The sequence below is a fragment of the Ruegeria sp. L11 genome, from assembly GCF_056531755.1.
Map to the genome: position 1 here is coordinate 179,061 of NZ_JBQFMI010000004.1, position 25,817 is coordinate 204,877.

The 25,817-nt window shown below is 58.4% G+C and carries 28 protein-coding genes; 8 read left to right on the top strand and 20 right to left on the bottom strand.

Annotation, left to right across the window (positions count from 1 at the left end; all coding sequences use genetic code 11):
- Nucleotides 1-84: 84 nt before the first annotated feature.
- Nucleotides 85-540: a redox-sensitive transcriptional activator SoxR gene (gene soxR / locus ACR0CE_RS10770; RefSeq protein ID WP_209598669.1), complete on the bottom strand. Its 456-nt coding sequence runs from the start codon at nt 538-540 to the stop codon at nt 85-87.
- Between the two features lie 81 nt (nt 541-621).
- Here soxR and ACR0CE_RS10775 point away from each other — a divergent pair, with 81 nt between their 5' ends.
- The 3 genes from ACR0CE_RS10775 to ACR0CE_RS10785 all read left to right on the top strand — a co-directional run bounded on the left by ACR0CE_RS10775 (nt 622) and on the right by ACR0CE_RS10785 (nt 2,717).
- Nucleotides 622-1,002 carry a VOC family protein gene (locus ACR0CE_RS10775; protein WP_480486621.1) on the top strand — a complete coding sequence of 127 codons (381 nt, stop codon included), beginning with the start codon at nt 622-624 and terminating at the stop codon, nt 1,000-1,002.
- A gap of 234 nt (nt 1,003-1,236) precedes the next feature.
- The gene (gene greA, locus ACR0CE_RS10780) at nt 1,237-1,707 is read left to right on the top strand and encodes a transcription elongation factor GreA (protein WP_209506599.1); all 471 of its coding nucleotides are present in this window, start codon (nt 1,237-1,239) and stop codon (nt 1,705-1,707) included.
- A gap of 14 nt (nt 1,708-1,721) precedes the next feature.
- Nucleotides 1,722-2,717 carry a hypothetical protein gene (locus tag ACR0CE_RS10785; protein WP_480832333.1) on the top strand — a complete coding sequence of 332 codons (996 nt, stop codon included), beginning with the start codon at nt 1,722-1,724 and terminating at the stop codon, nt 2,715-2,717.
- Here ACR0CE_RS10785 and ACR0CE_RS10790 read toward each other — a convergent pair.
- The 5 genes from ACR0CE_RS10790 to fdhD are packed head-to-tail and all read right to left on the bottom strand — an operon-like array spanning nt 2,714 to nt 7,449.
- The gene (locus ACR0CE_RS10790; RefSeq protein WP_480832335.1) at nt 2,714-3,307 is read right to left on the bottom strand and encodes a GNAT family N-acetyltransferase; all 594 of its coding nucleotides are present in this window, start codon (nt 3,305-3,307) and stop codon (nt 2,714-2,716) included. The two genes, ACR0CE_RS10785 and ACR0CE_RS10790, sit on opposite strands and share 4 nt — an antisense overlap.
- Complete coding sequence (locus ACR0CE_RS10795) at nt 3,304-5,373, bottom strand: molybdenum cofactor synthesis domain-containing protein (protein ID WP_480832337.1); 2,070 nt, start codon at nt 5,371-5,373, stop codon at nt 3,304-3,306. The genes ACR0CE_RS10790 and ACR0CE_RS10795 overlap by 4 nt, the downstream gene beginning before the upstream one ends.
- Nucleotides 5,370-5,861 (bottom strand): molybdopterin-guanine dinucleotide biosynthesis protein B, encoded by a 492-nt coding sequence (gene mobB / locus ACR0CE_RS10800; RefSeq protein ID WP_480832339.1) that lies wholly within the window; start codon nt 5,859-5,861, stop codon nt 5,370-5,372. The genes ACR0CE_RS10795 and mobB overlap by 4 nt, the downstream gene beginning before the upstream one ends.
- On the bottom strand, nt 5,858-6,514 hold the full coding sequence (gene mobA / locus ACR0CE_RS10805; RefSeq protein WP_209506605.1) for a molybdenum cofactor guanylyltransferase MobA: 657 nt from the start codon (nt 6,512-6,514) through the stop codon (nt 5,858-5,860). The genes mobB and mobA overlap by 4 nt, the downstream gene beginning before the upstream one ends.
- A complete protein-coding gene (gene fdhD, locus ACR0CE_RS10810; RefSeq protein ID WP_480483085.1) occupies nt 6,511-7,449 on the bottom strand; it encodes a formate dehydrogenase accessory sulfurtransferase FdhD in 939 nt (312 codons plus the stop codon). The genes mobA and fdhD overlap by 4 nt, the downstream gene beginning before the upstream one ends.
- On the opposite strand from fdhD, the gene ACR0CE_RS10815 reads away from it, so the two are divergent.
- Together ACR0CE_RS10815 and ACR0CE_RS10820 are read left to right on the top strand one after the other, a co-directional pair.
- Nucleotides 7,448-8,158, top strand: coding sequence for an AzlC family ABC transporter permease (locus ACR0CE_RS10815; RefSeq protein ID WP_480832341.1), 711 nt, complete (start codon nt 7,448-7,450; stop codon nt 8,156-8,158). The two genes, fdhD and ACR0CE_RS10815, sit on opposite strands and share 2 nt — an antisense overlap.
- Entirely contained in the window at nt 8,155-8,487 is a 333-nt protein-coding gene (locus ACR0CE_RS10820) for an AzlD domain-containing protein (RefSeq protein ID WP_267364537.1), read from the top strand. Before ACR0CE_RS10815 ends, ACR0CE_RS10820 begins: the two co-directional genes overlap by 4 nt.
- On the opposite strand, the gene ACR0CE_RS10825 is transcribed toward ACR0CE_RS10820, so the two are convergent.
- The 7 genes from ACR0CE_RS10825 to ACR0CE_RS10855 form a co-directional block, all read right to left on the bottom strand.
- Nucleotides 8,476-9,108 (bottom strand): hypothetical protein, encoded by a 633-nt coding sequence (locus ACR0CE_RS10825; protein ID WP_480475007.1) that lies wholly within the window; start codon nt 9,106-9,108, stop codon nt 8,476-8,478. The genes ACR0CE_RS10820 and ACR0CE_RS10825 overlap by 12 nt on opposite strands.
- 17 nt (nt 9,109-9,125) lie before the next feature.
- A complete protein-coding gene (locus tag ACR0CE_RS10830; RefSeq protein ID WP_267364539.1) occupies nt 9,126-9,260 on the bottom strand; it encodes an aa3-type cytochrome c oxidase subunit IV in 135 nt (44 codons plus the stop codon).
- Between the two features lie 89 nt (nt 9,261-9,349).
- Nucleotides 9,350-9,889, bottom strand: a complete 540-nt coding sequence (locus ACR0CE_RS10835) for a hypothetical protein (RefSeq protein WP_480832343.1) — start codon at nt 9,887-9,889, stop codon at nt 9,350-9,352.
- On the bottom strand, nt 9,876-11,717 hold the full coding sequence (locus ACR0CE_RS10840) for a glycerophosphodiester phosphodiesterase (protein ID WP_480832345.1): 1,842 nt from the start codon (nt 11,715-11,717) through the stop codon (nt 9,876-9,878). The genes ACR0CE_RS10835 and ACR0CE_RS10840 overlap by 14 nt, the downstream gene beginning before the upstream one ends.
- A gap of 56 nt (nt 11,718-11,773) precedes the next feature.
- Nucleotides 11,774-12,226, bottom strand: a complete 453-nt coding sequence (locus ACR0CE_RS10845) for a DUF6173 family protein (protein WP_267364542.1) — start codon at nt 12,224-12,226, stop codon at nt 11,774-11,776.
- Nucleotides 12,227-12,230: 4 nt separating this feature from the next.
- Nucleotides 12,231-13,277 carry an MBL fold metallo-hydrolase gene (locus ACR0CE_RS10850; protein WP_480832347.1) on the bottom strand — a complete coding sequence of 349 codons (1,047 nt, stop codon included), beginning with the start codon at nt 13,275-13,277 and terminating at the stop codon, nt 12,231-12,233.
- Nucleotides 13,277-14,980 carry an acyl-CoA dehydrogenase gene (locus ACR0CE_RS10855; protein ID WP_480832349.1) on the bottom strand — a complete coding sequence of 568 codons (1,704 nt, stop codon included), beginning with the start codon at nt 14,978-14,980 and terminating at the stop codon, nt 13,277-13,279. The genes ACR0CE_RS10850 and ACR0CE_RS10855 overlap by 1 nt, the downstream gene beginning before the upstream one ends.
- Nucleotides 14,981-15,118: 138 nt before the next feature.
- Between ACR0CE_RS10855 and ACR0CE_RS10860 the strand changes: the two genes are divergently transcribed.
- Nucleotides 15,119-16,069, top strand: a complete 951-nt coding sequence (locus ACR0CE_RS10860; RefSeq protein ID WP_480483071.1) for an L-threonylcarbamoyladenylate synthase — start codon at nt 15,119-15,121, stop codon at nt 16,067-16,069.
- Here the strand turns inward: ACR0CE_RS10860 and ACR0CE_RS10865 are convergent, their stop codons facing one another.
- The gene (locus tag ACR0CE_RS10865; protein WP_480832351.1) at nt 16,070-16,624 is read right to left on the bottom strand and encodes a YqgE/AlgH family protein; all 555 of its coding nucleotides are present in this window, start codon (nt 16,622-16,624) and stop codon (nt 16,070-16,072) included.
- Nucleotides 16,625-16,775: 151 nt separating this feature from the next.
- Between ACR0CE_RS10865 and ACR0CE_RS10870 the strand changes: the two genes are divergently transcribed.
- Both ACR0CE_RS10870 and ACR0CE_RS10875 read left to right on the top strand, forming a co-directional pair.
- Complete coding sequence (locus ACR0CE_RS10870) at nt 16,776-17,582, top strand: protein-disulfide reductase DsbD domain-containing protein (protein ID WP_480832353.1); 807 nt, start codon at nt 16,776-16,778, stop codon at nt 17,580-17,582.
- 4 nt (nt 17,583-17,586) lie between these two features.
- On the top strand, nt 17,587-18,006 hold the full coding sequence (locus ACR0CE_RS10875; RefSeq protein ID WP_480486596.1) for an NUDIX hydrolase: 420 nt from the start codon (nt 17,587-17,589) through the stop codon (nt 18,004-18,006).
- Here ACR0CE_RS10875 and ACR0CE_RS10880 read toward each other — a convergent pair.
- The 6 genes from ACR0CE_RS10880 to ACR0CE_RS10905 form a co-directional block, all read right to left on the bottom strand.
- Nucleotides 18,003-21,404, bottom strand: coding sequence for an efflux RND transporter permease subunit (locus tag ACR0CE_RS10880; protein WP_480832355.1), 3,402 nt, complete (start codon nt 21,402-21,404; stop codon nt 18,003-18,005). The genes ACR0CE_RS10875 and ACR0CE_RS10880 overlap by 4 nt on opposite strands.
- 5 nt (nt 21,405-21,409) lie before the next feature.
- A complete protein-coding gene (locus ACR0CE_RS10885; RefSeq protein WP_480832357.1) occupies nt 21,410-22,858 on the bottom strand; it encodes an efflux RND transporter periplasmic adaptor subunit in 1,449 nt (482 codons plus the stop codon).
- Between the two features lie 106 nt (nt 22,859-22,964).
- Nucleotides 22,965-23,507, bottom strand: a complete 543-nt coding sequence (gene moaB, locus ACR0CE_RS10890) for a molybdenum cofactor biosynthesis protein B (protein ID WP_209506621.1) — start codon at nt 23,505-23,507, stop codon at nt 22,965-22,967.
- A 6-nt stretch (nt 23,508-23,513) separates the two neighbouring features.
- Nucleotides 23,514-24,134: a LysE family translocator gene (locus ACR0CE_RS10895; RefSeq protein ID WP_480474982.1), complete on the bottom strand. Its 621-nt coding sequence runs from the start codon at nt 24,132-24,134 to the stop codon at nt 23,514-23,516.
- Nucleotides 24,131-24,730, bottom strand: coding sequence for a metallophosphoesterase family protein (locus ACR0CE_RS10900; RefSeq protein WP_480474980.1), 600 nt, complete (start codon nt 24,728-24,730; stop codon nt 24,131-24,133). Before ACR0CE_RS10900 ends, ACR0CE_RS10895 begins: the two co-directional genes overlap by 4 nt.
- Nucleotides 24,727-25,494, bottom strand: coding sequence for a uracil-DNA glycosylase (locus ACR0CE_RS10905; RefSeq protein ID WP_480832360.1), 768 nt, complete (start codon nt 25,492-25,494; stop codon nt 24,727-24,729). The genes ACR0CE_RS10900 and ACR0CE_RS10905 overlap by 4 nt, the downstream gene beginning before the upstream one ends.
- Nucleotides 25,495-25,817 lie beyond the last annotated feature (323 nt).

The window sequence follows — 25,817 nt, forward strand, 5'->3', positions numbered from 1 at the left end:
GCAATTTTGTTTCACGGCTGATTACATGGTCAGTAAGACTTTGGTCAATCGAAACACGGCGTAACAAGGGCGCTATTCGACACATCAGTCCTCTGGTGCATCACCCATCAGGTATCTGGGACCGCTACCATGGGATTTTGCCCTGTCATCGGGGTTATAAAGCTTGCATTTCGGCAAGCTGAGGCACCCACACCCGATGCAGCCGTCCAGATTGTCGCGCAATCGCATCAGGGTATCGATTCGCTGGTCCAGATGAGTGCGCAACCGCACGCTTATGGCTTTCCAATCCTGTGGTGTCGGTGTTCGCTTTCCCGGCAAGCCCGACAAGACCTCGCGAATTTCAGGCAAGGTCAGGCCGAACTGCTGTGCGATCATGACAAAACTCAGCCGCCGGATATCCGCCCGCTGGTAACGTCGCTGCCCGCCCGCATTGCGCCAGGGCGCGATCAAACCCTGTGCTTCGTAATACCGGATCGCCGAAACGGCCAACCCCGTACGTCGGGCCAATGCCCCGATTGCCAACCCTTCTGAAACAGCCATGTCGCCCTCGAAGAAATACCTTGACCTAAAGTTAGGTTTAGAAATTACGGTGAGTCGAAACAAGCCAAAAAAGGAGATCCCATGATGGCAACGCTTGAACATACCAATTTCACTGTCAGCGACCCACAGGCCTCGGCCGCCTGGATGCAGCAAGTCTTTGGCTGGAAAACACGGTGGGAAGGACCCGCAATATCAGGCGGATACACGGTGCATGTCGGATCGGCCCACACCTATCTTGCGCTTTACAAACCAGATGCGCCGAAACCATTGGTCGAAAGCAGCTACGATATCGTCGGCGGGCTGAATCATGTTGGTGTTCTGGTCGAAGATATCGATGCAACCGAGGCCAAGGTGCGCAAGGTCGGGTTCGAACCCCATAATCATGCCGATTACGAACCGGGGCGTCGGTTCTATTTCAGGGATGACAACGGCATCGAGTTTGAAGTGGTTCAATATGATTGAGATGCTGTGGCTCTGCACGCCTTCAAAGCGATGGTGCAAGGGTGGGCAACCGGACCATCGCCATAGGCCACACCCGAAACAATCCCGCCGGCGCAATGTTGCAAATTGATCGCTGCACCTGCTGACACCCCTTGCAATTCACGTGGTATTTGGGTCAGGTAATCGTCAACCTAGGACTCGCCCCGACGCTTCTGTGCGGCGGGGCGAGTCAGTTTATGCGTGGACGTAGAGAGTATGGAAAAGATCCCGATGACGCCTGCGGGCAATGCCGCACTCGCAGCTGAGCTGAAGAACCTCAAATCCGTCGAACGCCCTGCGATCATCGAAGCCATCGCATCGGCGCGAGAACTTGGCGACCTGAAAGAAAACGCCGAATATCATTCAGCCCGCGAAAAGCAGGGGTTTATCGAAGGTCGCATCAAGGAACTGGAAGGTATCCTGTCACTGGCGGATGTAATTGACCCGGCAAAACTGTCTGGCGCGATCAAGTTTGGCGCAAAGGTTACATTGGTTGACGAGGATACCGACGAAGAAAAGACGTGGCAGATCGTCGGTGAATATGAAGCCAATATCGAAGCTGGCCTTTTGAATATCAAATCCCCCATCGCCCGCGCCCTGATCGGCAAGGACGAAGGTGACAGTGTCGAGGTGCGCACCCCTGGCGGCGTGCGCTCTTATGAAATTCTGAGTATCAAGTACGCCTGACCGGAGCGCATGTAATGTCGGGGCCCAAACCTGACCCGGAAACTGAAAGACCGACTTCGCTGGGCATCTATGACCGCCCAAAGGCACCGTCTGTCACCGAGATTGAGATTGCCGCACTGGTGCTCAGCCTGATTTGGCTGGTGGTGTCGGTTGTTTTTCTGGTGTTGCCGGGTAAGGCGCAGAGCGGTGGTTTTGTTGTCACCTTTCTGGCCGTTTTCATGCCTGTGGCGATGATCTGGGTCGCGGCCACAGCCATGCGTGCCAGCCGCGTGATGCGCGAGGAAAGCGCGCGGCTGCAAACTGCGATTGATGCGATCCGTCAGGCGTATGTAGCGCAGCAGCAGCGCGCATCCAGCACCTACGAACCTACGGTAGCAAAGAAACTGGATGAGATCGCAGCCGCGACGCGAAAAACCGAAAGCACGCTGGCAACATTTTCGACCAAGCGCACAACGCCCCCTTACGCCCCTGCAAAACCACTCGTTGCGGGTGCTCAAACCTCGCTTGAACTGGGCACATCTGCGGAAGAAATTGCGCCTCCGCTGAGCACCGATATCTTTATCCGCGCCTTGAACTTCCCGGAAACTCAGAATGACACCGAAGGGTTTAATGCCCTGCGCGTGGCGCTGAAAGACCGCAAGACGGCGCAGATCGTGCAAGCCTCGCAGGATGTTCTTACACTGCTCAGCCAGGAAGGCATCTATATGGACGACCTGCGTCCTGACATGGCCCGGCCCGAAATCTGGCGTCAGTTCGCGCAGGGCGCGCGGGGTCGCGCTGTCGCCTCGCTGGGGGGTGTACGCGACCGGTCCTCGCTGGCGCTGACAGCTGCGCGGATGAAACAGGATCCCATTTTCCGCGACGCCGCCCACCATTTTCTTCGCCGCTTCGACAAGATGATGGCCGAGTTCGAGCCCACCGCAAGTGATGCAGAACTGAGCGCGTTGGGTGAGACCCGCACCGCGCGGGCGTTCATGTTGCTGGGGCGCGTGGCCGGGACGTTTGATTAATCAGGCAAAACGATCCAAGACATCTTGGTCGCGCTGGTGAAACCAAACACGTAACTTAAAGGCCCGGTTTTTTCTTCACCCACAGCCCGAAATCCTTCGCGCTCATATAAAGCGCGGGCGCGGGGGTTTGTGTCGATAACGTCAAGCTGAACCACTGACATGTTTTGTTTCCGCGCTTCACACTTAACGGCATCCAGCAAGGCAGTACCAACCCCTTTGCCACGCGAGCCCGCGGCCACAAATATGCCATCCATCTGAAACACGCCGGGTTTCAGTTCGCGCTCCAAAATACTGAGGATGAGGGCGCGCCAAATGGCCCCAAGCCAGCCATAGACCTTTGCTAGGTCTGACATTCCGCCTCCGGCCAATGCACCATCGCGTGTCTTGAAACCTGCAAGCCCCAAAATCCGGTTTTCCTTGTCCCGTGCAACAAGCGCGAAATCCGGGTTCAACGAAGTTTCGAAGAAAGCCAGCCCCTTTTCATCCGGACCCATGACTTTGTTCAGTTTCGCCGAAAATGCCTGCCAGAACAGGGTCGCCACCAGTGGGCGTTCCGCATCAGAAAAACCGCGTGAGATCGTGATTTTCACAACCCAAAACTGCCATACGGGATAAACCGAACCATATCACCCGGTTGGATATGCCGGGCACCATCTTCTATTTCGACCAGCCCTTCGGCCCAGCTGAGCCCGCTGATCCGGCCCGATCCTTCTGACTTGAAGACTTCAACCCGGCCTTCCCGTATGCGCGCGCGCAGGTATTCGCGGCGGCCCGGTTTCTTGCGCTTTTCAAAGGCAGCGGGCACTTCGAACCCTTGCGGCTCGATCCAGCCTTCGCCAGACATCAGGCCCAGCGCCGGTCGCGCAAAGATCAAGGTGCAGACCAAGGCGGCAACGGGATTGCCGGGCAGTCCAAAGACCGGAGTTCCGGACCACAACCCCAAAGCCAGAGGGCGACCGGGTTTCAAGGCGATCCGCCAATGTTGCATCGCCCCCGCCTGGCGCAGCAAGGCAGATACGTGGTCTTCGTCACCAGCAGATGCGCCACCACTCGTCAGTATCACATCTGCCTGTTCCGCAGCCTGATCCAGCCGTTCCCGCAGGGCGTCCCGATCATCTGAAACACGCCCCATATCCACAGGTACAAACCCCAATCTCTCGACCAGAGACAGAAGCATCGGGCGGTTGGCGTCGAATATCTGACCCGGTCCGGCGCACTCTCCGGCGTCGACCAGTTCATCACCGGTCGATACCACGGCGACACGCAGCGGTTTGCGCACATTCACCTCGGCAATGCCCAAAGCGGTGAGCAGCGCAAGATCAGCCGGTGTCAATCGGCGCCCTGTAGGCAGGGCCAGATCGCCCGCGGCCACATCCTCGCCCACTTGCCTGGTATTCGCCCCCTGTTTCAGCGGACCATGGAATGCGATATGCCCGTCTTTTACTGTGACATCCTCTTCCAGAATAACCGTATCCACTCCGTCAGGCAGCGCGGCACCCGTCAGAACGCGCACTGCCTGACCCTCGGGAACATCACCGTCGAACGGGATACCGGCTGCTGCACGCCCATCGACCAGCGGCAGGACCTGTGGCCCATCTGAAACCGGACCAGCGAACCCGAACCCATCCACGGCTGTATTCGGCTGCGGCGGGTTGGAACGTTGGGCTATCACATCCTCTGCCAGAATGCGCCCACTCGCCTTGTTCAGCGCGACCACCTCGACCGAGGTAATCGGATGCAACCTGTCGCGCAAACAGGCCAAGGCGTCATCAACCGGCGTCCACTCCACACCCGCTGGCAGCGCAAAACAGTCGTTGCGCAACGGTGGCGGGGCTATGTTCGGCTTGTTCTGTGTAACACCCAAAATCCAGCCTTCCTCTGCCGCTGAAACATCTAATTGCGCATTCAACTCCTGCTCTGTCAAACGCGACAGAGTCAAGGCGACCTGTTCGACCTGCCAGGAATCCTTGATCCGCCCGTCCGGTGGCGCACCCAAGGTGAGCGACGGCCAGATTTCCACAAAGGCAACGGGTCTATCCAACGGCTCGAACGGCCAGACCGCGACTTGTCCGGCAAAGCGATGGCGGAGCCTGCTTAGAACTGGAAGCCCCATCATCACCTGCCCACCGACCGCGCCTGCACCCGCCATCTGCCAGCAGGTGAAACTGCCTTTTGCCAAGGCTTCAACCGCACGACGGTCGGAAAACGGATTGGAATAGCCCGTTTTGGTTCTCGGCAAACCATCAATGTCACGCCCGAGGCCATTCATCCAAAATGGGCCTCTTCCTCCGAATTGTCGATTGATCCGGCCTGCCAAGTCGAAACGATTGTTCATTTTCGAACCGTCCTCGACATGCTGTTCGAACCAGTCCCACAAGGTCAAGGGGTCATCCGTACCGGTCATCGCGCGGGCAAAACCCTTCGGGTATCCAAAAGGGAAATCAAACCCCAGAAACAGGCGGCGACCTGCCTTCAGTTCGGTGCGGATCAGGGCATCCAGCCACGCCTCGGCAAGCGCCCGGTTGCGCAGGTATTCAGGTTTCTGTGCCTGCCCTTCACGCACAATACAGACCCAGATCGCGTCTTTGCGCGGCGTTGGTCCGGTGTCATTTCCACCAGACCAGTCCACCATGGCAAAGGTCTGGAACAGGGTCACAAACCGACCTCATCTAATATGAAGTCCGCGATCCTGACTGTGTCGTTCAGGTCGAATACCGGGCGATCCAGTTCCAGCGCCGTGTCGCTGGCAACGGCTCGAACGGTATCGTTTTCAATCGCGATCAGACTGTTTCCTGTCTCGGCGCGAAACGCCTCGACCTTTGGGTGGCCTTCCCGCTTGAAGCCTTCAACCAGCACCAGATCAACCGGAGAAAGCCGCGCCAGCAGTTCAGCCAAAGGCGGCTCGGGTGCGCCGCGCAGCTCTTGCATCAAGGCGACGCGCTGCCCCGACGCAAGCAACACCTCGCTGGCGCCAGCAACGCGGTGACGATGACTATCCGTGCCCGGTTGGTCTACATCGACGCCGTGATGCGCGTGTTTGACGGTTGAGACGGTAAAGCCCCGCCCCGTGATTTCGGCCACCAGCCGTTCCATCAGCCCGGTTTTGCCCGCGTTTTTCCAGCCGGTGACGCCGTAGACCCTCATACCTGCTCCAACAATGTCCGGGCGCGGTCCAGATCGTCAGGCGTATTAACATTGAAGAACGGATCAAACGGGTCAGCCTGGAACAAAGCCTCGCGCCCGTCGTGTTTATCAGTCCACAGCACGACCTTGCGCAACCCGTCCGTCAGAGCCGCCCGCAGATCATCGCGCAGAGCCACGGGCCAGAGCCCAAAGGTCGGGTGCCGGTTGACGCGCCTGCCCCCACCGGATTTCAGCGCCTCGTCGCCCGTTCGCGGAGTAGTGGCCAAGACCAGAGGATGCACCTGCCCCGCTGCCGCCTCTTGCAGGCGCGCCACCAGATCACGCGGGAAGAACGGTGTATCTGCGGCAGCCGTTACGATGCTGTCGGCCCCCTGATCTGCCGCCCAATCGAGCCCCGCCAGAACACCGGCCAAAGGGCCAGCGAAGCCTTCGATCGAGTCAGGCAGAACGGGTAGCGTCAGATCGCTGAAACGCTCGGGGTCGCCATTTGCGTTCAGGGCCAAACCATCGACTTGCGGAGACAGCCGGTCAACGACATGGGACAGCAAGCTCTGCCCACCAATCTGCAATAGACCTTTGTCACCGCCGCCCATCCGGGTGGCCTGCCCGCCTGCGAGGATGACGCCGAGGGGTTTCCTGTTTTCATCACTCATTGGCTACTCTTCCGCCGGTGTTTCCTGTCTTCGGCCACAACCGTCGACGGGTCCACATCACGAACCAACCGTTCCTCACCAGAAAGACAAACAAAGCGCTGTCCTCGCATCCGACCGATCAGCGTAAGGCCTACCTCACGCGCGATCTCAACACCCCAGGCGGTGAAGCCGGAACGGGACGCCAATACGGGAATGCCCATCATCGCCGTTTTGATCACCATCTCGGATGTCAGGCGACCGGTGGTATAAAGGATTTTGTCCTCTGCCGTCGCCCCCTCGGACAGCATCCAGCCTGCGATCTTGTCGACAGCGTTATGGCGACCCACGTCTTCCATATAAACCAGCGGGCGGTTTTCCCGGCACAAGACAGTCCCATGAATTGCCCCGGCTTCAAGATACAGCGACGGGGTGCGGTTGATCTTGGCCACCAGTTCGTAAAGCCACGAGGTCCGCACCTGCACTTGCGGCAGCTGAACGCCCTCAAGGCCCTCCATCATGTCCCCGAATACTGTGCCCACAGCGCAACCACTGGTGCGCGTCTTTTTCTTCAGCTTGTCCTCGTACGAAGTCGCGCGTGCGGTGCGGACAACTACGGTTTCAAGATCATCATCGTAATCGACACGGGTAATCTCATCACTAGCCAGCAGCATGCCCTGATTTCGCAGAAAACCCAGCGCCAGATATTCGGGATAGTCGCCAATGGTCATCGCCGTCACAATTTCCTGCGCGTTGAGGAAGATCGTCAGTGGGCGCTCTTCGACCACTGAAATCTGGCTGACCTCGCCATTCTGATCCACACCCTCGACCGCACGGGTCAGGCGGGCCGCGCCCGGATCAGGAGCGATTACATAGTCTGACACGTCGGTTTCGGTGACCAATTGCAACCCCTCCACAAGACCGATACTGCTGCTGGCGTCACCATAGGATTTAGCCATGGCCTCTGCCACATCCAAGTCATACTTCTGGAAAGGTTTTCGCGACGGCACACCGTTTGTCTTCGTGGCTGTGCCTTTTGGTCTGTTGTTCGGTGTCTTCTCGACAGAAGCCGGGTTGAATATCGTGCAGACCATCGCCTTTTCCATCACCGTTTTTGCAGGCGCTGCGCAGTTTACAGCTCTGCAACTTCTGCAGGATGAAACGCCGACAATCATCGTTTTGATCTCAGCCCTGGCAGTGAACCTGCGGGTTGCGATGTATTCCGCATCACTGACGCCGTTTCTGGGTGCCGCGCCCTTGTGGCAGAGAGCATGTGCGGCTTACCTGATCGTTGATCAGTCTTACGCCTGTTCAATCGCGCAGTTCGAAAAAGAGCCTGATCTGACGATCCCCCAGCGAATGGCCTATTTCCTGGGTTCGGTCACTCCGATCACACCGCTGTGGGTTTTGGGAACCTGTCTGGGTGCCGTGCTGGGTGCTCAAATACCGGAAAGTTGGGCGCTGGACTTTGCCCTGCCGATCACCTTTCTGGCGATGATTGGGCCAATGATGCGTACGCTGGCCCATGTCATCGCCGCCCTGGTCGCCATTGTTGTTGCCCTGCTGACCTTGAGTGTGCCGTTCAATCTGGGCCTGCTGATCGCGGGCGCAGCAGGGATGATGGCCGGTGCGCAGGCAGAATTGATGCTAAAGCGGAACGCGCCATGAACCAGATCGATCAGACAACAATATGGATCATCATCGCGGGTCTTGCGGTGGGCAGCTATGCTTTGCGCTTTACCTTCATCGGTCTCGTCGGTGATCGCCCGATGCCGCCCTGGTTGTTACGTCACCTTCGATATACTGCCGTGGCCATCCTGCCCGCACTGATCGCGCCGCTGGTGGTTTGGCCTGCAGCCACCGAAGGACAACCGGATATCCCCCGTATGTCGGCCGCAGCGGTTGCATTGTCTGTGGGCATTCTAACCAAGAACGTGCTGGCGGCCATTTTTACCGGGGCGGCAACACTTTACATATTGCTGTATTTAGTTGGATGAAGCCGCGTCCAGCTGGTTCAGGCGCGCATTGTTGAACGCCAGTCCCTTCTGCAGGTCCGCGTCGTCGTTTTCACGGTACTCCGCCGTTTGAACGCCTTGCAAGGCCCCAAACTGATCCGACAGTTTGACCGGATAGAATGTGGTCGTGATCTGTTCGAACCCCGGAACCTGCTGCAACAGCTGCGAGGTAGAGTTCGCACAGAATGCACCAGCCACCGGGCCCATCTGCTTGGCCAGTTGCAATGCAATTTCGGCCTGTTGCGGAGTGACCTCGATCGTCTGGATGCGCGCATAATGTGTTTCGCGGGCGTGGCTGCTGCGATACGCACGTTCGACATTCGGGGTAATACCGTACAGCACATCGTTCCTGATCGGTACAACATCCGCCCGGAACGATCCTGCCGGGTCGAAAATAACCCGCTCACTGCCGCTGATCATCAACGACGTATGCGCACCCGAACCGGTTCGGGTGCTGATCATCGTGTACAAGGTCAGGGTCGATGGCCCCGGATCGCGATAGGAGCGGGACGTAATTTCAGTCTGATCCGCTTGCGGGCGCTGTGATGCAGCGCAACCAGCCAGCGTTGCGGCCACGAGGCACGCAGTCAATATCCTGAGCAAAGCCGCCCCCGAATTGCTTACGAGGCGAAAACTGCCAGGAACAGGCACAACAAGGCGATCGCGACCACACACCAAGTGGTGGCTTTGATGAAACCGTTGAAAGTTTTGGTTTGAACGTCGATGTTCATTTCGCCGTGCTTGTATTCAGCCATGAGTCTCAGAATCCCAATTCGCGTGTTTGACTTGTTGGATAATGGAAAACAAAACGCCTGTCACCACGTCATTCGCGCGCAGGGCGCGCTTACTTGAGGACCGAGCATCCGGGATACCCAAACCCCCACCGCCAGGGCAGGCCGCTGCACGGCCCGCCACCGAAACGAACCGCCCCATACATGGCATCCGCAGTGATCGCATGAATGGTGCGGATCTGATCAGGTTCCATATCGTAGCGATCCGCATATTCGTCGGCATTCAGATCTCCATGCGCCGCAACACAGGCATGCAGGGCATCGTCCGCCGCCAAACGCGCGTCATAGCTTTCCTCGGCCGAATCCGCGCCGCCAGCATTGTGATATGCCCGGTCGTGGATCACACAACAGTTTTCCCAAGGTGGATGTTCTTCAAAAAGTTCACCAACCTGCGGGAATTGCTTTGCCACCCAGCGCCAGCTTGCAGACAACCCACCCGAACACCCGTCTGTTTCAAATGGTTGCAGCTCGGCTCCGTTGCTCTGGTCCATCAAGGCGCGATGGGCAGGCATTTCGAACCGGCGCATCAAGTCCTGTGCCAAGGCAACATGCGGAATGATGAGTAACAGCAGCGACAGATTAAGGGCTTTCATCGCGCATCGCCTTGGTGTCGACCTGTAATCCGAACGCCGTGGCCAGCCACAACATCAGCCGCTCTGCCGGTCCCATTTCAGCGCGCACGCGCAGAACCTCATTGGCCATAGCCGGGCGATCGGTAATCAGACCATCAACGCCCATAGACGCCATTTTGGACATCTGCAGCGGATCGTTCACTGTCCAGACATAGATATCCTTGCCGGCATCGTGAACCTTTCGGATCAGGCCCGGCGTCGCCATCCCTGCGTTAACGGCGACAAACTCGCCCTCCAACCCCGACAGATCACCAACGGCTGTGGCCGCCAATACACCCGAACGCCAGTCCGGGCGCAGTTTCTTCATCTTTTGGACAGCCGGGTATTTCAACGACATGGTGGCGACGTCGTCCTGCATCTCCAACTCTTCCACCAGTTTGATCACCCGGTTTTCCAGATCGATATCATGGCCATAGTATTTCAGTTCGATAAGAACCCTGGACTTGCCTTTGGCCGCCTCCAGCACATCACGCAGAGTTGGCGTGCGTTCCGAGGCGTATTCCGGGTCGAACCAGCTGCCGATGTCGATATCGGCCACATCCGCCATTGTGGCATCCCAGACCTTCAGGTTAACACCCGCCAGCTTCATGAAATCGCTGTCATGGGCCACGATGATTACGTCATCCGCGGATTCCTGAACATCGATTTCAACCCAATCCGCGCCGTCCTCGATGGCTTTCAGAACCGAGGCCATCGTGTTTTCCGGCCGCAAGGCCGCAGCACCTCGGTGGCCAATGACCTCGGCATGATCCGGGGCCTGCACACGTTCCAGCAGACTTTGACCTGACCAAAGGCCAATACCCAACGCGGCTAGGGATGCACCCACTGTCACAAATACAGGCACCCGAATTTTTCGGGGCTCTGGGTGAGCGATCTTTTTTCCGTCTGTATCGAAAAACCCGTCCAGCAAGACGGCCAGCGCGCCCAGCGCCGTTGCTGCCAAAACCAGCCCCGCCAATGACCAGAGCCCAGCGACGACAAAACTGAAGGTCAGGGCCAGCTTGAGGTTGCCGCCGTCCTGCACGGGTACGAAAGTAAACAAATGGCTGGCCACTGCGGCAATCAAAGCGGCGATGACAAGGCGCATCCCCAGCCAAAGGACAAGCTCGATCTTCAACCGCCCGCGCTTGCCCTCCATTTTCTGCGCACTTTGGGCAAACGCTGCTTGGGGCGCAGTTCGTTCGAAAAGGACCAAATGCAGGGCCAGCGCCCAGGCGGACAGGCGGCGGATCAAAAGCCACGCCAGTACAAGAACAACCACTCCGATCAGAAGAACCGCCACCTTGAAGGCGGGGGGGCGGAAGGTCAGGTAATAGTTGATGTCATATTCAGTCAGCGTCCACCAAGCGATCAGGCCAGCGACAGCCACGAATGGCAGGGCAAGCAACAGGACACGCAGGATGAAACGCACGGCAAATCCGAACAACGCCGGGAAACGGGACAGGATCAATGCGAGCGCCGCACTGCCAGCACGCCAGGGATCCTGTTCGCCCATGCGCAGCGACCCGGCCATGACCGAGAACACAAAGACCTCAGCCAACAGAAACAAACTCAGAACTACAACAGACGAGATAAACCCGACCGGAGACAGCAGGAACATGGCAATGTCCTGATCGGTCAAGGCCGTCTGGTCAGACAGAGAGACTGCCAGATTGACCGCCAGCGCCACCCCTGGCGCAATCAACGCCACAAGCAGCAACCGGACAGCGATATAGATAGGCACAAAAACCCGACGCCGGGCCCAGGCCCCCGCGTAGGCATGTGTTACGGCATGGAAATATCTGCTCACGCGGTCGCCTCCGAACTGATACATTCATTCAAAGGCGCGCAAACGTGAATTGCAAGTCAGCTGTCTTTCAGGTCTGCAGCCAGGCGGAATCCGATGCGGTTGGCTGGCTTGTCTTCAACCGATTTGGGAAGCGCACGCAACATCACGTTCAACTGGCTGACATGTTGCACCAGTTGCGTGCGGGCTCCGGTCCCGTCGGACCCGTAAAAGGTTATCATGTCGGGGTCGAAATAACCCATCCCCTCGATCCGCATTACACCTGCATCGCCACCGGTGAACCCCATCGCGACCTCATGATCGCCGTCCAGCGTCTGTTCGAAATTCTGGATATACAGGATTAACCGCTCGTATGCCCATTGTGCAGGGCTCTTGCTAGCCACCGGTTTTTTCAAAGTCTCGGGCAGTTTTTTGCTTCCGGATTCGGCTTTTGGATCGGCGTGCACCTCGTAACACTTTGGCAAAGCCGCGGCTTCTGCGGCCTCGGCCGAGGTTTCGATCTGGTCCTGCATTCGTCTACCCTTTGCGTTGATACAGCCATGCCCCATCCGCGCGTTGCGTCCGGGTTACTGCTCCAATGTGGTAGAGGTGATTTACATGTGCAACCGCCTCGACCAGCGCAAGGCCATACTCACCCTCGCGGATTGTACGTTTGAACAGCGGCATAAAGCAGTCAGCGGCAGATTTGGGCTGATCCAGATGATCCAGCAGCCGTTCCAGCGCGCCATGGTGGTTGTCAATCAACTGCTTCATACGCAACGGCAGACCCGTGAAGGGCAGTTTGTGCCCGCCCAAAACCAGATGATCGGGACGGACGAGCGCCTGAAGCCTCTCACAGGCCTCCATCCATCCTGACACCGGATCGGCCATGGGTTCGGTCGCATAGACACCCAGATTGGGACTGATCGAACTTAAGATCTGATCGCCGCTGAGTACCAGATTGTCATCGCGGCTCCAGAAGGTGGCGTGTTCCGGTGCATGGCCATTGCCCATATGAACGTCCCAGTCACGTCCGCCCATACGGATCACGTCACCCTGCTTGATCCCGGTAAAACCCAGCGGCATGGGATAGACCGTGTCGGCAAAATTAAAGGGCCGGTCCGCCATCCGTTTGTTCAAAACTTCGGATGCCATGCCCGCGCTGCGATAGAAATCCAGCGTTTCTTGCGGCCAGGTTTCCTGCACATCCAGCGTCAGCATCCGCGCAAACAGCCACGAGGTACGGCTTGTCACCAGCTCGGCGCCGTGTTCCGTCTGAAACCATCCGGCATTGCCAACATGGTCGGGATGGTGGTGAGTCACCACCACCCGCCTGATCGGCTTGCCTGCAAGAGGTCCGGCCATCAACGCTTCCCAGATGCGCCGCGTCTTGTTGGAGGACAGCCCTGTATCGATCACGGTCCAGCTGTCGCCATCGTCCAGTGCATAGATATTTACATGGTCCAGCGCCATAGGCAGGGGCAGGCGCATCCAGAGAACACCTTGGGCAATCTCGGTGGCTTCGCCCTGCGCGGGCGGTTCAGACCACGGATATCTGATCCCCAATACGTGATCCCCGTCCATCAAACTGCAAACTCGTCCGTGCTCAGCGCGAAAAGGTCATCCGCCCCGTTCTGTGCCCGTGCCAAAAGGCCCGTATGTTCGGGCAACAGGGCGTTGATATAATACCGCGCCAGTTTCGCCCGCGGCCCCTCTGGGTCGGCAAGGGCTGCGGTCAGGTGATAATGCCCGCCCAGCACCCGGGCAAATGCCTGCAGATAAGCAACTGCGCCTGCAAAGCGGTTATTCATATCGTCCTGTGCCACCAGCCATTCTGTCGCCTCGCGCAGCGTTTCGGTGGCTTCCCAAACAGGGCCCGCCAGATCAGGCAGTGTTGCACGGGCGCGTTCAGCCTGGTCTTCAATCTCATCCAGCAGGTTCGAAGCAGCCTCGCCCCCGTCCATCATCTTCCGCGCAACAAGGTCCATCGCCTGAATGCCGTTGGTGCCCTCGTAGATCGCAGTGACACGCGCATCGCGATAGAACTGAGCTGCGCCGGTTTCCTCAATATATCCCATGCCACCATGCACCTGGACCCCGGTTTCAGCCACACGCATCCCGGTCTGAGTACCAAACGCCTTGCTGATCGGCGTCAACAGCGCGGCCCGCGCAGCCCAATCGGCGTCACCAGTGACCTCTGCCATATCGATCGCAACCGCATTGGCCAACAGGATCGCGCGCGCGGCATAAACATCAGCACGCATATCCAAAAGCATACGGCGCACATCCGCATGATCGATGATCGTCCCGGACGGCGTTTTGCCTTGTTTCCGTTCCAGCGCATAGGCCACCGCGTGCTGATATGCACCTTCGGCCACGCCCACGCCCTGTCCGCCCACGCCCAGGCGCGCATTGTTCATCATGGTAAACATGGCCGCCATACCGCCATGTTCGGCACCCACCAGCCAGCCTTTGGCTTTGTCATATTGCATCACGCAGGTGGGCGACCCGTGCAAGCCCATCTTGTGTTCCAGCGAAACCACTTTCAGATCATTGGCCGCGCCAGGATCACCATTTTCATCAGGCAAGAATTTGGGGACAAGGAATAACGAGATCCCTTTGGTGCCGGGCACCCCATCGGGAAGGCGGGCCAGTACCAGATGGCAGACATTCTCGGTGAAATCGGTATCGCCCCACGAGATGAAGATCTTTTGACCGGTGATCGAATATGTCCCGTCACCGTTCGGCTCAGCCTTCGCAGACAGCGCGCCAACATCCGATCCAGCCTGAGCTTCGGTCAGGTTCATGGTGCCCGACCATTCCCCCGTCATCATCTTAGGCAGATACAGCGCTTTCAATTCGTCGCTGGCGTGATGCTCCAACGCCTCGATCTGGCCCTGAGACATAAGCGGCGCAAGTTGCAGCGACAGGCAGGCGGCACTCATCATCTCGTTGACCGCCGTGGTGATGGTCATAGGCAGCCCCATCCCCCCGTATTCAGGATTACCACTGATCCCGATCCAGCCACCTTCGGCAATTGCCTTCCAGCCGTCTGCATATCCCGGAGAAGTTCGCAGCACGCCATTTTCAAGCCGTGCAGGTTCCAGATCACCGGGGCGCTGCAGAGGGGCCATCACCTCTTCGCACATCTTTCCAGCTTCGGTCAGGATCGCATTGACCACATCCCCGCTGGCATCAGCAAATTTATCCGTCGCAGCGACCTGGTCGAACCCGACCACTTGGTCCAGCAGGAACTGGTAATCTGAAATTGGGGTGCGGTAGGGCATGATCACTCTCGAAGGCTAACAATTCAGAACATATCGGCAGGCTTGGAATTGTGGGCAAGCGCCGGTAAGCGTATGAGCTTGGATCAATTACCTACTGTCCCTTATGTTTCAAGCAACCAAAACGCGGCGTCACCAGTTATGATCTCAACCGGCACTCAGGAATTGACGGCGGATCCCGGCGGTATCGCGCGGGCTGCAGATATGTTGCGACAGGGCCTTCTGGTCGCTTTCCCGACCGAGACGGTCTATGGCCTGGGCGGCGATGCCCGCAACGGGCAGGCGGTGGCATCGATCTACGAGGCCAAGGGGCGGCCCAGCTTCAATCCGCTGATCGCACATGTCGCTTCGGTCGCCGCGGCGCAACGGTATGTGCAATGGTCAGATCAGGCCGAGCATCTGGCGCAGGCCTTTTGGCCCGGTCCGCTTACCTTGGTTTTGCCCTTGCGCGAAGGGCACGGGATTTCATCGCTGGTGACGGCAGGTTTGGATACGTTGGCCGTGCGCGTTCCGGCACATCCGACAGCGCGCGCGCTGCTGGCCGAATTTGATGGCCCGGTTGCAGCGCCTTCGGCAAACCCGTCGGGTCAGATCAGTCCGACCACGGCAAATCATGTCTGGTCGGGTCTTGGCGGCAAGATTGCGGCTGTTCTGGATGACGGGCCGTGCGATGTCGGGCTTGAGTCCACCATCATCGGCCTGGCTGGGGAACCTGCACTTTTGCGTCCAGGTGGCATCGCGCTGGAGCAGGTCGAAGAGACGCTGAAAACGCGACTGCATTTGCATCAATCCGGTGATCTTCTGACCGCCCCCGGCCAGTTGCAATCACACTATGCGCCGGACGCTCCGGTCCGTTTGAATGCCAAAACCCGTCAGGGTGACGAGGTGTTTTTGGGATTTGGGCAGGTAGAGTGCGACCTGAACTTGTCCGCCACTGGCAACTTGACCGAAGCGGCGGCAAATCTGTTTGCGTTTCTGCATCAGCTGAACGAAACCGGGCGACCGATTGCCGTTTCTCCGATCCCTGACACGGGTTTGGGGGCGGCAATCAATGACCGGCTGCGGCGCGCGGCGGCACCCCGTGACAGCTGATCACGCTCGCCCCGCGCTGGCAGAAAGGGTCAGCGGGTCCACGCCCAAAGAAGCCAACGCTGCCTCCCATTTCGCATCATCGGGCACATCGAAAACAAGTTTCGACGTTGCTTCGGTGGTTAGCCAGCCGTTCATGGCAATTTCATCCTCAAGCTGACCGGGCCCCCAGCCGGAATAACCCAGCGCCAGCATCGAGTTCAGCGGCCCAGTGCCTGACGCCAAATCCTCGAGCACATCAAGTGTCGCCGTCATGCTGAAATCCTCGGAAATCTGCATTGAATGCAGGTTGGCCTCGTAATCGGCGCTGTGAAGGACAAAGCCGCGTGACATCTCGACCGGCCCACCAAAATGCACAAGGCGCTCTCCGACAATCGGAATACGGCAGGCGATGTTCAGCTGACCCAGTAAGGTCTTAATCCGCAGGTCCGAGGGCTTGTTCACAATCAAACCCATCGCACCATCGTCGCCGTGGCTGCACACATACACAACCGAATGGTCGAATCGCGGATCCCCCATACCGGGCATCGCAATCAACAGTTTTCCGGTCAGGTCCATGGGCCGCCATCTCTTTCTCAGAACACCTCAACAATGGCCCCGCAGCATGTCTATTGGCAAGAGAACAACAGGTATTTTGGCGGATTTCATCCCAGTGAACAGAACGTGACTTGGAATCCGGGCCAACGCCGCGCATTTAAGAGGGATGAAGATGTCGATGAAACACACTGCTGTTGCCGCACTCGTTTGCCTGCATCTGTCCGCCCCGGTTGCCGCTCAGGGTCTGGACGGCGTGGTTCAGCTGGATGTTCTGGATGGCGGCCGGACTGTAAACGGCACCTATCTTACCGCCTTGAAGCTGACGCTTGAGGATGGTTGGAAAACCTACTGGCGCGCGCCCGGAGATGCTGGCATCCCGCCGGAAATCAACTGGAAACGCTCAAGCAATGTCGGGCGTGTAGAGATCACATGGCCTGCCCCCGATGTCTTCGATCAGAACGGGTTGCAGTCGATCGGTTACAAGAACCAACTGGTTCTTCCGATTGAGATTACGCCGCGCAACCCTGCCAAGCCGGTCCGATTGCAGGGCGAAATGGATTTGGGCGTCTGCAAAGACGTTTGTATTCCGGAACGTCTGGGCTTTGACCACACGCTCGACGCCAATGCCGGGCGCCATCCCGCGATTGCCGCCGCACTGGCGCAACGCCCTTATTCCGCGCAAGAAGCTCGTGTGTCCAGTGCCACCTGTCGTCTGACGCCGACGAAAGATGGTATGCGTATCGAAGCACGAGTGACCATGCCATCGGCAGGTGGTCATGAAGTGGCTGTGATCGAACCCGGCAATCCCTCCCTCTGGGCGTCGCAGCCGGTTGCGCAACGGCAAGGTGATACGTTGGTGGCCGAGGCCGAGATTATCAATGCATCGGGTACACCCTTTGCGCTGGATCGGTCGGAAATCCGGATTACTGTTCTGGGCGCCAATCACGCAGTTGATATTCAGGGCTGCAGCGCAGGCTGAATTCATGACCCAATCGCCAAAAATCGGTGCCCTGGCCGTTGTTCTGCATCAGGATCAGGTTCTTCTGGTTCAGCGCAGCAAGCAGCCCGACGCCGGGCTGTGGGGGTTTCCCGGTGGCCATGTCGAATGGGGTGAAACCGTATTGGAAGCGGCACAACGCGAATTGCTGGAAGAAACCTCGGTGATCGCGCAGTCGTCACATTATCTGAAAAATCTGGACCTTGTACGCCGAACCCCAGATGGGCTGATCGTGTCCCATTACCTGCTGGTCGGGGTCGCCTGCCAGTATCGCTCGGGCACGCCAAAGGCCGGTGACGACGCATTGGATGCTCGGTGGTTTCCCGTCGATCAGATACGCCAGGGCAACCTGCCCATGAGCGCGCGGGTCATTGAGCTTATGGAATATGCCTTGCGTGCGGTTTAAGCATCTGCCGATTTCGTGAGGCGACCATAAAGCATGCCTGAGGCAACAATGCTCAGAATCACAATCGGCACAGCTCCGGCAACAAACGCGCCCAGCCCCATTTTCAATGCAGCAATGCCATCATCACCGGGATAAAGACCTTGTAATATGGCAAGCGGTGCACCGTTGATGGCAGGCCAGATCATCGTCAAGGCAAACCAGACCCCAAGCATCGCGCCGGTTCCGGCCAACGCGCCACGAACAACCTTGTCAGGGGCCCGCGCCGCGCGGCGCATGGCTGTCATCGGACGTGCCACGTCATTGAGAACTCCCAGCAAGGCAGGCACAAGCACCAACACCAGCAACATTCCGAAACCAAGCCCGTAGACCAGTGTGATTACAGTCGGTTTCAGAAACTGCGCTTGTTGAGAGCCTTCATATAGTAAGGGTGCAAGCCCAAGAACCGTCGTCAGCGTGGTCAGCATGACAGGTCGCAACCTGTCCGCCGTGCCATCCAGAATCGACGGAATCAACCCGCGATCCTGCTGGTATGCGTCGATCGTGGTCACCAAAACGATCGAGTCGTTGATAATGATCCCTGTCATGCCCAGCAGCCCGACAACCGTGAACATGCTAAGCGGCACCTCCCAGATGTAATGGCCCCAAATCGCCCCGACCAGGCCAAAGGGAATAATCGCCATGACCACAAGGGGCCGTGTCCAGCTGGCAAAAACCCAGGCCAGTACAAGGTAAATACCAGTCAGGCACAGGATCAGACCGTTGCGGGCCTCGGACAGGAACTCGTTTTCCTGTTCGCTCAGACCCGACATGCGCCACTCAACCTGCCTTTCGGCTGCGATATTGGGCAGGATCTCGTCCTGCATCACGCGTTCAATTTCTGCGGCCCGTGCCGGATCGTCTTCCGAAATGTCACCTGTTACCGAAACCACCCTCAGGCCGTTTTCACGCCGAACCGTCGAAAACCCGGACTTGCGCTCGACCGAAACGATATCAGCCAAAGGTACGTAGACCCCATCAGGAGAACGCATCAGAGTTCGTTCCAGAAAATCTGCCGTCAGTTCACCTTCGGGCAGTTCGACACGGATCTCGGCACTGCGCGGCCCGTCGGGGAAGGTTGCGGCCTCAATCCCGTTCAAACGGTTGCGCAAAGCCCGCCCCAGCGTTTCGATCCGAAAGCCCAGCGCCTGACCCTGCGCTGTCAGGTCCAAAAGAAACTCTTCCTTGTCATATGCCAGAGTGTCTTCGAGCGCCGAGACTTCAGGAAACTTAGACAGCGCGGTTTGCAGATCTTCTGATGCGGTTTTCAGGACATTTACGTCCGAGCCATAGAACTGCACGTCGATGGCGTCGCCACCGGGGCCGGACCGCCAACCGCGGAAGCTGATCACCTCGACCTTGGGGTGGCGCGGTACGAAATCCTGTAGCTCGCCCACAAACTCAAAACTCGAATATGGGCGCAGATCGGCGTCGATCAATTCAATCGAAATGCCCCCCAGCACACTGCCGTCCTTGCCGTCAGCCGCAGCAAGCGCACGCCCGGCATTGCCACCAACCTCGGCCAGGACATAGTCAATTGGATTTCGGCCATGACGCTCTTCGTAGATCCGGCCCAGCTCGTTGGTCGCATCCTGTAGAATGCGCATCATTTCAAGCGTATCTGACCGGGTCGACCCTTCGCGCATGATAAACCCGCCGCTGACTGAGCTGCGTTCAGGTGCGTTGAAGAACCGCCAGTTCACGTCGCCACGAATGAACAATGCAACCTGACTGGCCAGAATAGCAATCATCAACGCCGCGACCACATAACGCGCCCAGATCACCCAGGCGATCAGCGGGCGGAACAAGTGATCCCGAACCCAACGAAAACCACGATTGACGACACGGTTCGGCAGATCGTACCAGTGTTCCTTGGCCGAATGCGCAATTGCGTGCGCCATGTGATTGGGCAGGATCAAGAAGCATTCCACCAGCGATGCAACCAGAACTGCGATCACCGTGAAGGGGATATCGCGGATCAGCTCTCCGAAACGTCCTCCAACCAACGTCAGGCCGAAAAACGCAATCACGGTCGTTACTGTGGCGGCCAGAACCGGCATTGCCATTCGACGGGCGGCACGCTCAGCGGCTTCCACAGGTGTCTCACCCAATCGACGGGCGCGATAATCGGCGTGCTCTCCCACGACAATCGCATCATCTACGACGATCCCCAAGGTGATGATCAAACCGAACAGGGAAACCATATTCACCGACAAACCGCCCAGATACATCAGTGCAATCGCCGCCGACATCGCCACCGGAATGCCTGCAGCAACCCAAAACGCAATGCGCGCATTCAGAAACAGGAACAACAGGATGACAACCAGCCCCAACCCCATCAGCCCGTTATCCACGAGGATATTTAGCCGGTCGGTAATTGCTTGCGCCCGGGTGCGGATCAGATCAATTCTCACACCTTCAGGAAGGCTGGCCTGCATCTCGCGGGCTACATCCTCGACCGTGTGCTGAATACCTATCGCATCTCCCAAGTTCGACCGGTCCACTCTGATGGACATGGCGGGATTGTCGCCCACGTAATAGCTGCGGTGCCGGGTGACGTCTTCGATCCGAATTGTTGCTATGTCACCAACCTTCAGCTTCGACCCATCTTCGTTCACCCGCAGCGCGATGCCTTCGATCTGTTCGGGTGTACGTTTCTCAGTTCCTGCCCGGATACGAGCCCCGGCGCCTTCCACATCGCCCGCAGGATCCGTGGTGACTTCGGCCCCGATCGCCGCCGCGATTTCCGCCATTGAGATATCGTTGGCAATCAATTGCGCTGTGGTGACTTCGACAACGATGCGCGGTGCGGCAATACCCCGGATCGTTGTGCGGGTCACACCCGATGCGAACAAACGATTGACAAGCTCATCCGTCAGTTTCGCCAGCTGAGCAGTATCGGTCGGCCCTGTGATCACTACATCCGTCACCCGATCACGCCACGCACCACGTTGAATCTTGGGCTCCTCAGCGTCTTCCGGCAGATCTGTGACAGCGTCTATGGCGGTCCGGACTTCCTCAACAGCGCGGGACACATCCCAGTTGGGTTCGAATTCCAGCCTGATACGGGTCCAGCCCGGATGCGAGGAAGCCTCGGTACTGGTCACCCCTTCGACGGCCAGCAGCGCCGGTTCCAGCAACTGCACGATCCCGGTGTCCATGTCCTCGGGCCCGGCACCATCCCAGGTTACGGATACATCGACGCGTTCCAGAATAACGTCCGGAAAGAACTGTGCCCGCATGTTCGGGATTGCCGCCGCGCCAAGAACCAGCATGACAAGCAACAGCAGGTTGGCAACTGTCCGATGCCGCGTGAAGTAACTGAGAATGCCGCCCGCCGCGCCAGGTATCTCGCGCATCATGGCGTTTATCCCCCAGCCCTGGTTTCAATACTGCGCACCAAAGATGTCGGCACACGAGCTTCGCGCAGCCGGGTTAGAACCTGCGTCTTTTCCTTTGGAGCCATCGCACTGTTCGCTTCGACCTGAGCTACAAGTTCGGCTCGTTTCTCGTCCGTAAGCTCGACCATTCCGGGGTCTGCACCCGCCTCAAGTCGCAGGGGCCGCACCCGCACGCCTGACCCAAGCAGGGGGGTCCGACCGATGACGACCTCTCGCCCTTCCAATCCGTCGCCCCGCAAAAGAACTTCGTCCCCCTGGCGGCGGATCAGCTGAACCGGCAAGCTTTCCAATCGATCGTCAGGTCCAAGCACAAGAACTGTTCCAGATGCATCAAGGACCGAGGACGGCAACCGGTAAACTCCGGCAAGAGGTTGCTCCTGAACAGAGACCGTAACGAAATCCCCGGGTTTGAACCCAGATGCCTCTTGCAAGCGGGCATAGATCAACCGCCCGGTCTGGCCTTCACCGGCAGACCCGCTGTCGCGACTAATCTGGCCAATCGCGGTCAGATCGGCGCCTGTCACTTCAAGCGATATTGTGACCGGCGCATTGATCAGACGATCACCGCCATCCAGAAGCCGCACATATTGCGCAGTCGACACCCGAAATGCCACCTCAAGGTCGTTTGGATCAACCAGTTCGGCCAGCTTTTCATTTGCCGAAACCAGCCGCCCTTCCACAAGTGTCACATCCGTTAAAGTACCGCCAAAGCCTGCCCGGATTGTCATGTCGCCCAGATCACGTTCCGCAGCTTCCAGTGCTATCATGGCGCGGGCCAACAGGGTTGATGCCTGATCCACACGGGATTCAGCCTGTGCCAGCGCAATACGCCGCGCCAGAACGGCCTGTTGCGACGATGCGGCGGCCAGTTCGGCCTCTTCCACGCTGGCGGCGGCCCCCACGCCCCGTGATTCCAGATCCCGTTGGCGTTGCAACGCCCTTTGCCGCAGTTCCGCCTGAGCCTCGGCCGATTTAAGCTCGTCCTGCGCCAGCAGCAACGAGCGTTCTGCATCGCGCTCTTCAAACTGAGCGTCCAAGAGATCAGACTTGGCCCGATCCAGCGCGGATTGTGCATCTGCCGGATCCAGTTCGACCAGCACTTCGCCAGCCTCAACAATTCCACCATCTTCAAAATCTTCGGCCAGCGCGACAACGCGACCGCCGAGCGCCGCGCGCAGCTCCAGCCTGCGGCGGCTTTGAACCTCTCCGAAAGCTTCAAGATATGGGGTTACGGTTTCCGCCTCGGCAGGCCGAACTGCAACAGCAAAGACCCTTTCTCGTGCTGGCGGTGTCGCGCCCTCACGCGTCAAAGCCTCCTGAACGGCCCCAACGATCATCTGTGCAGCAACGAACAACAAAGCCAGCGCCAGAAACGCCAGAAAAATACCGACAAGACTATGCCGCAGAAATCGCATCGATCAGTTACCCCGGTTGCACCACGCTGCCGTCCACAACATGTAGCTGGATCAGGAAATATGCCAAGCCACAAGGCGGTTATACGGAATGGAACGTATGACCAGTCTACTTCCGTCGCAGATGTTCGTCCAATCTGGGCATTATTTCCACAAAATTGCACGGGCGATGGCGATAATCGAACTGTTTTTCCAAAATACCGTCCCACGCATCCTTGCAGGCCCCCGGGCTGCCGGGCAAGGCGAACAGATATGTCCCCCCGGCAACACCCCCCGTCGCCCGCGATTGCACCGCGGAAGTTCCAATCTTCTCCATCGAGATGATCGTGAAGACGGTGCCAAAGGCTTCGATCTCTTTTTCATAGACATCGCGATGCGCCTCGACGGTGACATCGCGCCCGGTCAGACCCGTACCGCCGGTCGAAATCACGACGTCGATCTGTTCATCCGCCACCCACGCGCGCAACTGATCTACGATCTGTTTGCGCTCGTCCCGAATTATTCTCCGATCCGCGACGACATGGCCCGCCTTTTCGATCCGGTCCACCAATGTCTGACCCGAGCGGTCCTCTTCCAGCGATCTGGTATCCGAGACAGTCAGTACGGCGATCTTAACCGGGATGAACTCCATGGTTTCGTCAATGCGCGACATGTGGTGTCAGGCCCTTTCCAGGATGGCAAGCCGGACCGCAAGGGCCGAAAAAATGCCCCCTGTAATCCAGCCCAGAATACGTGAAGCGCGCGGATTCGAGACCAGATGGCGCCCCGCGCTTCCGGCGAATACACCAACCAGCCCGTTCACCACGAACCCGCCGATGCCTATGATTGCACCGAAAATCAAAAACTGCACCAGGACCGATCCCCGCGACGGGTCTACAAACTGCGGGATAAAGGCCAGAACGAACAGAATAACCTTGGGGTTCGTCAGATTGACAAGCATCCCGTCCCGAAAAGACAACCGGGTCGGTTTGACGGGTGCCTCGGCTGACACTGCGCCATTTCGAACGGCACCCCAGGCCAAGTACAGCAGGTATGCAACACCAACCCAGCGAATGACATCAAACAGCCATGGCAAGGTCGCAACCGCCGCGCCAAGGCCCAGCCCAGCCAGAAGGACCTGTATCATTCCACCCGCGGATATCCCGGCACTTGCGGCAATTGCGGCGCGCGGACCTGATCGCAGGCCCTGACCGAAACAGAACATCATATCCGCGCCCGGTGTCAGGTTCAGCGCCAGCGCGGCGGGAATGAAGGCAAGCAGCGTTACCAACTCAATCATAAGGCGACCTCGAACCAGTTTACCTTGGGACCAAGGTTGGCGATCCGGGTGCGGCCGATCGAGCCGCGATATCCCCAGCTGTCGTGAATATGGCCGCAAAACGTGAAACGGGGCTGTATCCGCTCGATCGCGTTCCGAACAGCGATCGAGCCCACAGCCATGCCTTGCGAGGTCACATCCCCATGACCCTTGGGCGGCGAGTGCGAAATCAGGATATCTGCTCCGCCGCAGCGCGCCAGCAGTTCGGCGGCCTCACCTTCGGTAAGATCGCAGGACCAATCACCAAACGGTGTGGGTGGAACACCGTAGCCAAGCCCGAACAGGCGCAATCCATCCACTGTCATTCCCGTTCCGTGCAGAACATGCACACCCTCGGGCACCGCTTTGCCCAGATCCTCTGCGCTTTCGGCATTCCCGGGTATCAGGACCAGCGGCGCTGAAACGCCCGAAAGCATTTGCATCGCCTCATCCAGACCCTGCCGCATGTTGCAATAGTCCCCTGCGCCGATGACCAAGTCGGCATCAGCGCTGGCGGCTACCAGATCAGCGGCGCGGTTTCGCGCCATATGAAGATCGGAAAACGCCAAGACCTTCATGACTCACCTCGCAGCCGGGCTTTCAACTCCAGCAGATCAGCCCAAGCCTGCCGCTTCATTTGCGGCTGGCGCAGCAAATAAGCTGGATGAAACATTGGGATCACAGGCAGGTCCATCGCCTGATCCCATTGGCCGCGCAATCGGGTAATCCCGCGCTTGCCCAGAACGGCCTGACAGCTGATATTGCCCATCACCACCAGAACCTCGGGCCGGGCCAACGCCACGTGACGTTCCAGGAAGGGCTTCATCATCCCGATTTCTTCGGGCTTTGGGTCACGGTTCTGTGGGGGCCGCCATGGCAGCACGTTTGTGATATAGACGTTCTGCCTGCGATCCAGATCAATCGCGGCCAACATGCGATCCAGCAACTGGCCCGCGCGCCCGACAAAGGGCTTGCCCTCGCGGTCTTCGTCGCGGCCCGGCGCCTCACCGATGATCATCACCCGCGCACCGGGCGTTCCATCAGCAAAAACCAACTGCCGCGCCCCGCGCTTCAGCTCGCAGTGATCAAAAGCTTCCATCGCATCGCGCAGCTGATCCAGTGACCCCGCCCCCTTGGCCGCTGCTTGCGCAACCGTTACCGGGTCGGTCTGTCCGGGCTTTGACGGGATGGCTGCCGCAACCTCTGCCTTCTTGGGTTTTGGTGAAGTGTCCGGCACCGAATATCGATCAACCGGAGTATCCCCGATTGCCTCAGTCACGCCCAGTTCGACCTGCCATTCCAGCAGGGCCCGTGCAGAATAATAGTCCAAGCCCGATTCCATATGGATAATTTACCCGCCTGAGGGCTGATGGAAAGCGAATTGGGCTTGATCGGTCGCTCTGTCGCGCCGACCATCAGGGCACGATGCTCAGAACCTTGCGAATCCTCCTGATCGGGCTTGGGCTGGTGCTTACCGGCAATCCGGCATTGGCGACGTTCCACAACGCACAGGGTCAGTGCCGTGCGGGCCAGTTCAAATGCGGCACCACCTGCTGTTCCGGCGGTCAAAGATGCAGCTTTGATGGGCACTGCATACCGCTGGGCGGTACCTATTGCGGTGGCGGGCGCAGCTGCGGCCCGTTTGAACGCTGCGTAGCGGGAGGA

Bases quoted from the DNA above. Each gene is read 5' to 3' on its own strand.
- soxR (WP_209598669.1), bottom strand. From the start codon at position 540: ATGGCTGTTTCAGAAGGGTTGGCAATCGGGGCATTGGCCCGACGTACG.
- ACR0CE_RS10775 (WP_480486621.1), top strand. From the start codon at position 622: ATGATGGCAACGCTTGAACATACCAATTTCACTGTCAGCGACCCACAG.
- greA (WP_209506599.1), top strand. From the start codon at position 1,237: ATGGAAAAGATCCCGATGACGCCTGCGGGCAATGCCGCACTCGCAGCT.
- ACR0CE_RS10785 (WP_480832333.1), top strand. From the start codon at position 1,722: ATGTCGGGGCCCAAACCTGACCCGGAAACTGAAAGACCGACTTCGCTG.
- mobB (WP_480832339.1), bottom strand. From the start codon at position 5,861: ATGAGGGTCTACGGCGTCACCGGCTGGAAAAACGCGGGCAAAACCGGG.
- mobA (WP_209506605.1), bottom strand. From the start codon at position 6,514: ATGAGTGATGAAAACAGGAAACCCCTCGGCGTCATCCTCGCAGGCGGG.
- ACR0CE_RS10815 (WP_480832341.1), top strand. From the start codon at position 7,448: ATGGCCTCTGCCACATCCAAGTCATACTTCTGGAAAGGTTTTCGCGAC.
- fdhD (WP_480483085.1), bottom strand. From the start codon at position 7,449: ATGGCTAAATCCTATGGTGACGCCAGCAGCAGTATCGGTCTTGTGGAG.
- ACR0CE_RS10820 (WP_267364537.1), top strand. From the start codon at position 8,155: ATGAACCAGATCGATCAGACAACAATATGGATCATCATCGCGGGTCTT.
- ACR0CE_RS10830 (WP_267364539.1), bottom strand. From the start codon at position 9,260: ATGGCTGAATACAAGCACGGCGAAATGAACATCGACGTTCAAACCAAA.
- ACR0CE_RS10835 (WP_480832343.1), bottom strand. From the start codon at position 9,889: ATGAAAGCCCTTAATCTGTCGCTGCTGTTACTCATCATTCCGCATGTT.
- ACR0CE_RS10845 (WP_267364542.1), bottom strand. From the start codon at position 12,226: ATGCAGGACCAGATCGAAACCTCGGCCGAGGCCGCAGAAGCCGCGGCT.
- ACR0CE_RS10850 (WP_480832347.1), bottom strand. From the start codon at position 13,277: ATGGACGGGGATCACGTATTGGGGATCAGATATCCGTGGTCTGAACCG.
- ACR0CE_RS10855 (WP_480832349.1), bottom strand. From the start codon at position 14,980: ATGCCCTACCGCACCCCAATTTCAGATTACCAGTTCCTGCTGGACCAA.
- ACR0CE_RS10860 (WP_480483071.1), top strand. From the start codon at position 15,119: ATGATCTCAACCGGCACTCAGGAATTGACGGCGGATCCCGGCGGTATC.
- ACR0CE_RS10865 (WP_480832351.1), bottom strand. From the start codon at position 16,624: ATGGACCTGACCGGAAAACTGTTGATTGCGATGCCCGGTATGGGGGAT.
- ACR0CE_RS10870 (WP_480832353.1), top strand. From the start codon at position 16,776: ATGTCGATGAAACACACTGCTGTTGCCGCACTCGTTTGCCTGCATCTG.
- ACR0CE_RS10875 (WP_480486596.1), top strand. From the start codon at position 17,587: ATGACCCAATCGCCAAAAATCGGTGCCCTGGCCGTTGTTCTGCATCAG.
- ACR0CE_RS10880 (WP_480832355.1), bottom strand. From the start codon at position 21,404: ATGATGCGCGAGATACCTGGCGCGGCGGGCGGCATTCTCAGTTACTTC.
- ACR0CE_RS10885 (WP_480832357.1), bottom strand. From the start codon at position 22,858: ATGCGATTTCTGCGGCATAGTCTTGTCGGTATTTTTCTGGCGTTTCTG.
- moaB (WP_209506621.1), bottom strand. From the start codon at position 23,507: ATGTCGCGCATTGACGAAACCATGGAGTTCATCCCGGTTAAGATCGCC.
- ACR0CE_RS10895 (WP_480474982.1), bottom strand. From the start codon at position 24,134: ATGATTGAGTTGGTAACGCTGCTTGCCTTCATTCCCGCCGCGCTGGCG.
- ACR0CE_RS10900 (WP_480474980.1), bottom strand. From the start codon at position 24,730: ATGAAGGTCTTGGCGTTTTCCGATCTTCATATGGCGCGAAACCGCGCC.
- ACR0CE_RS10905 (WP_480832360.1), bottom strand. From the start codon at position 25,494: ATGGAATCGGGCTTGGACTATTATTCTGCACGGGCCCTGCTGGAATGG.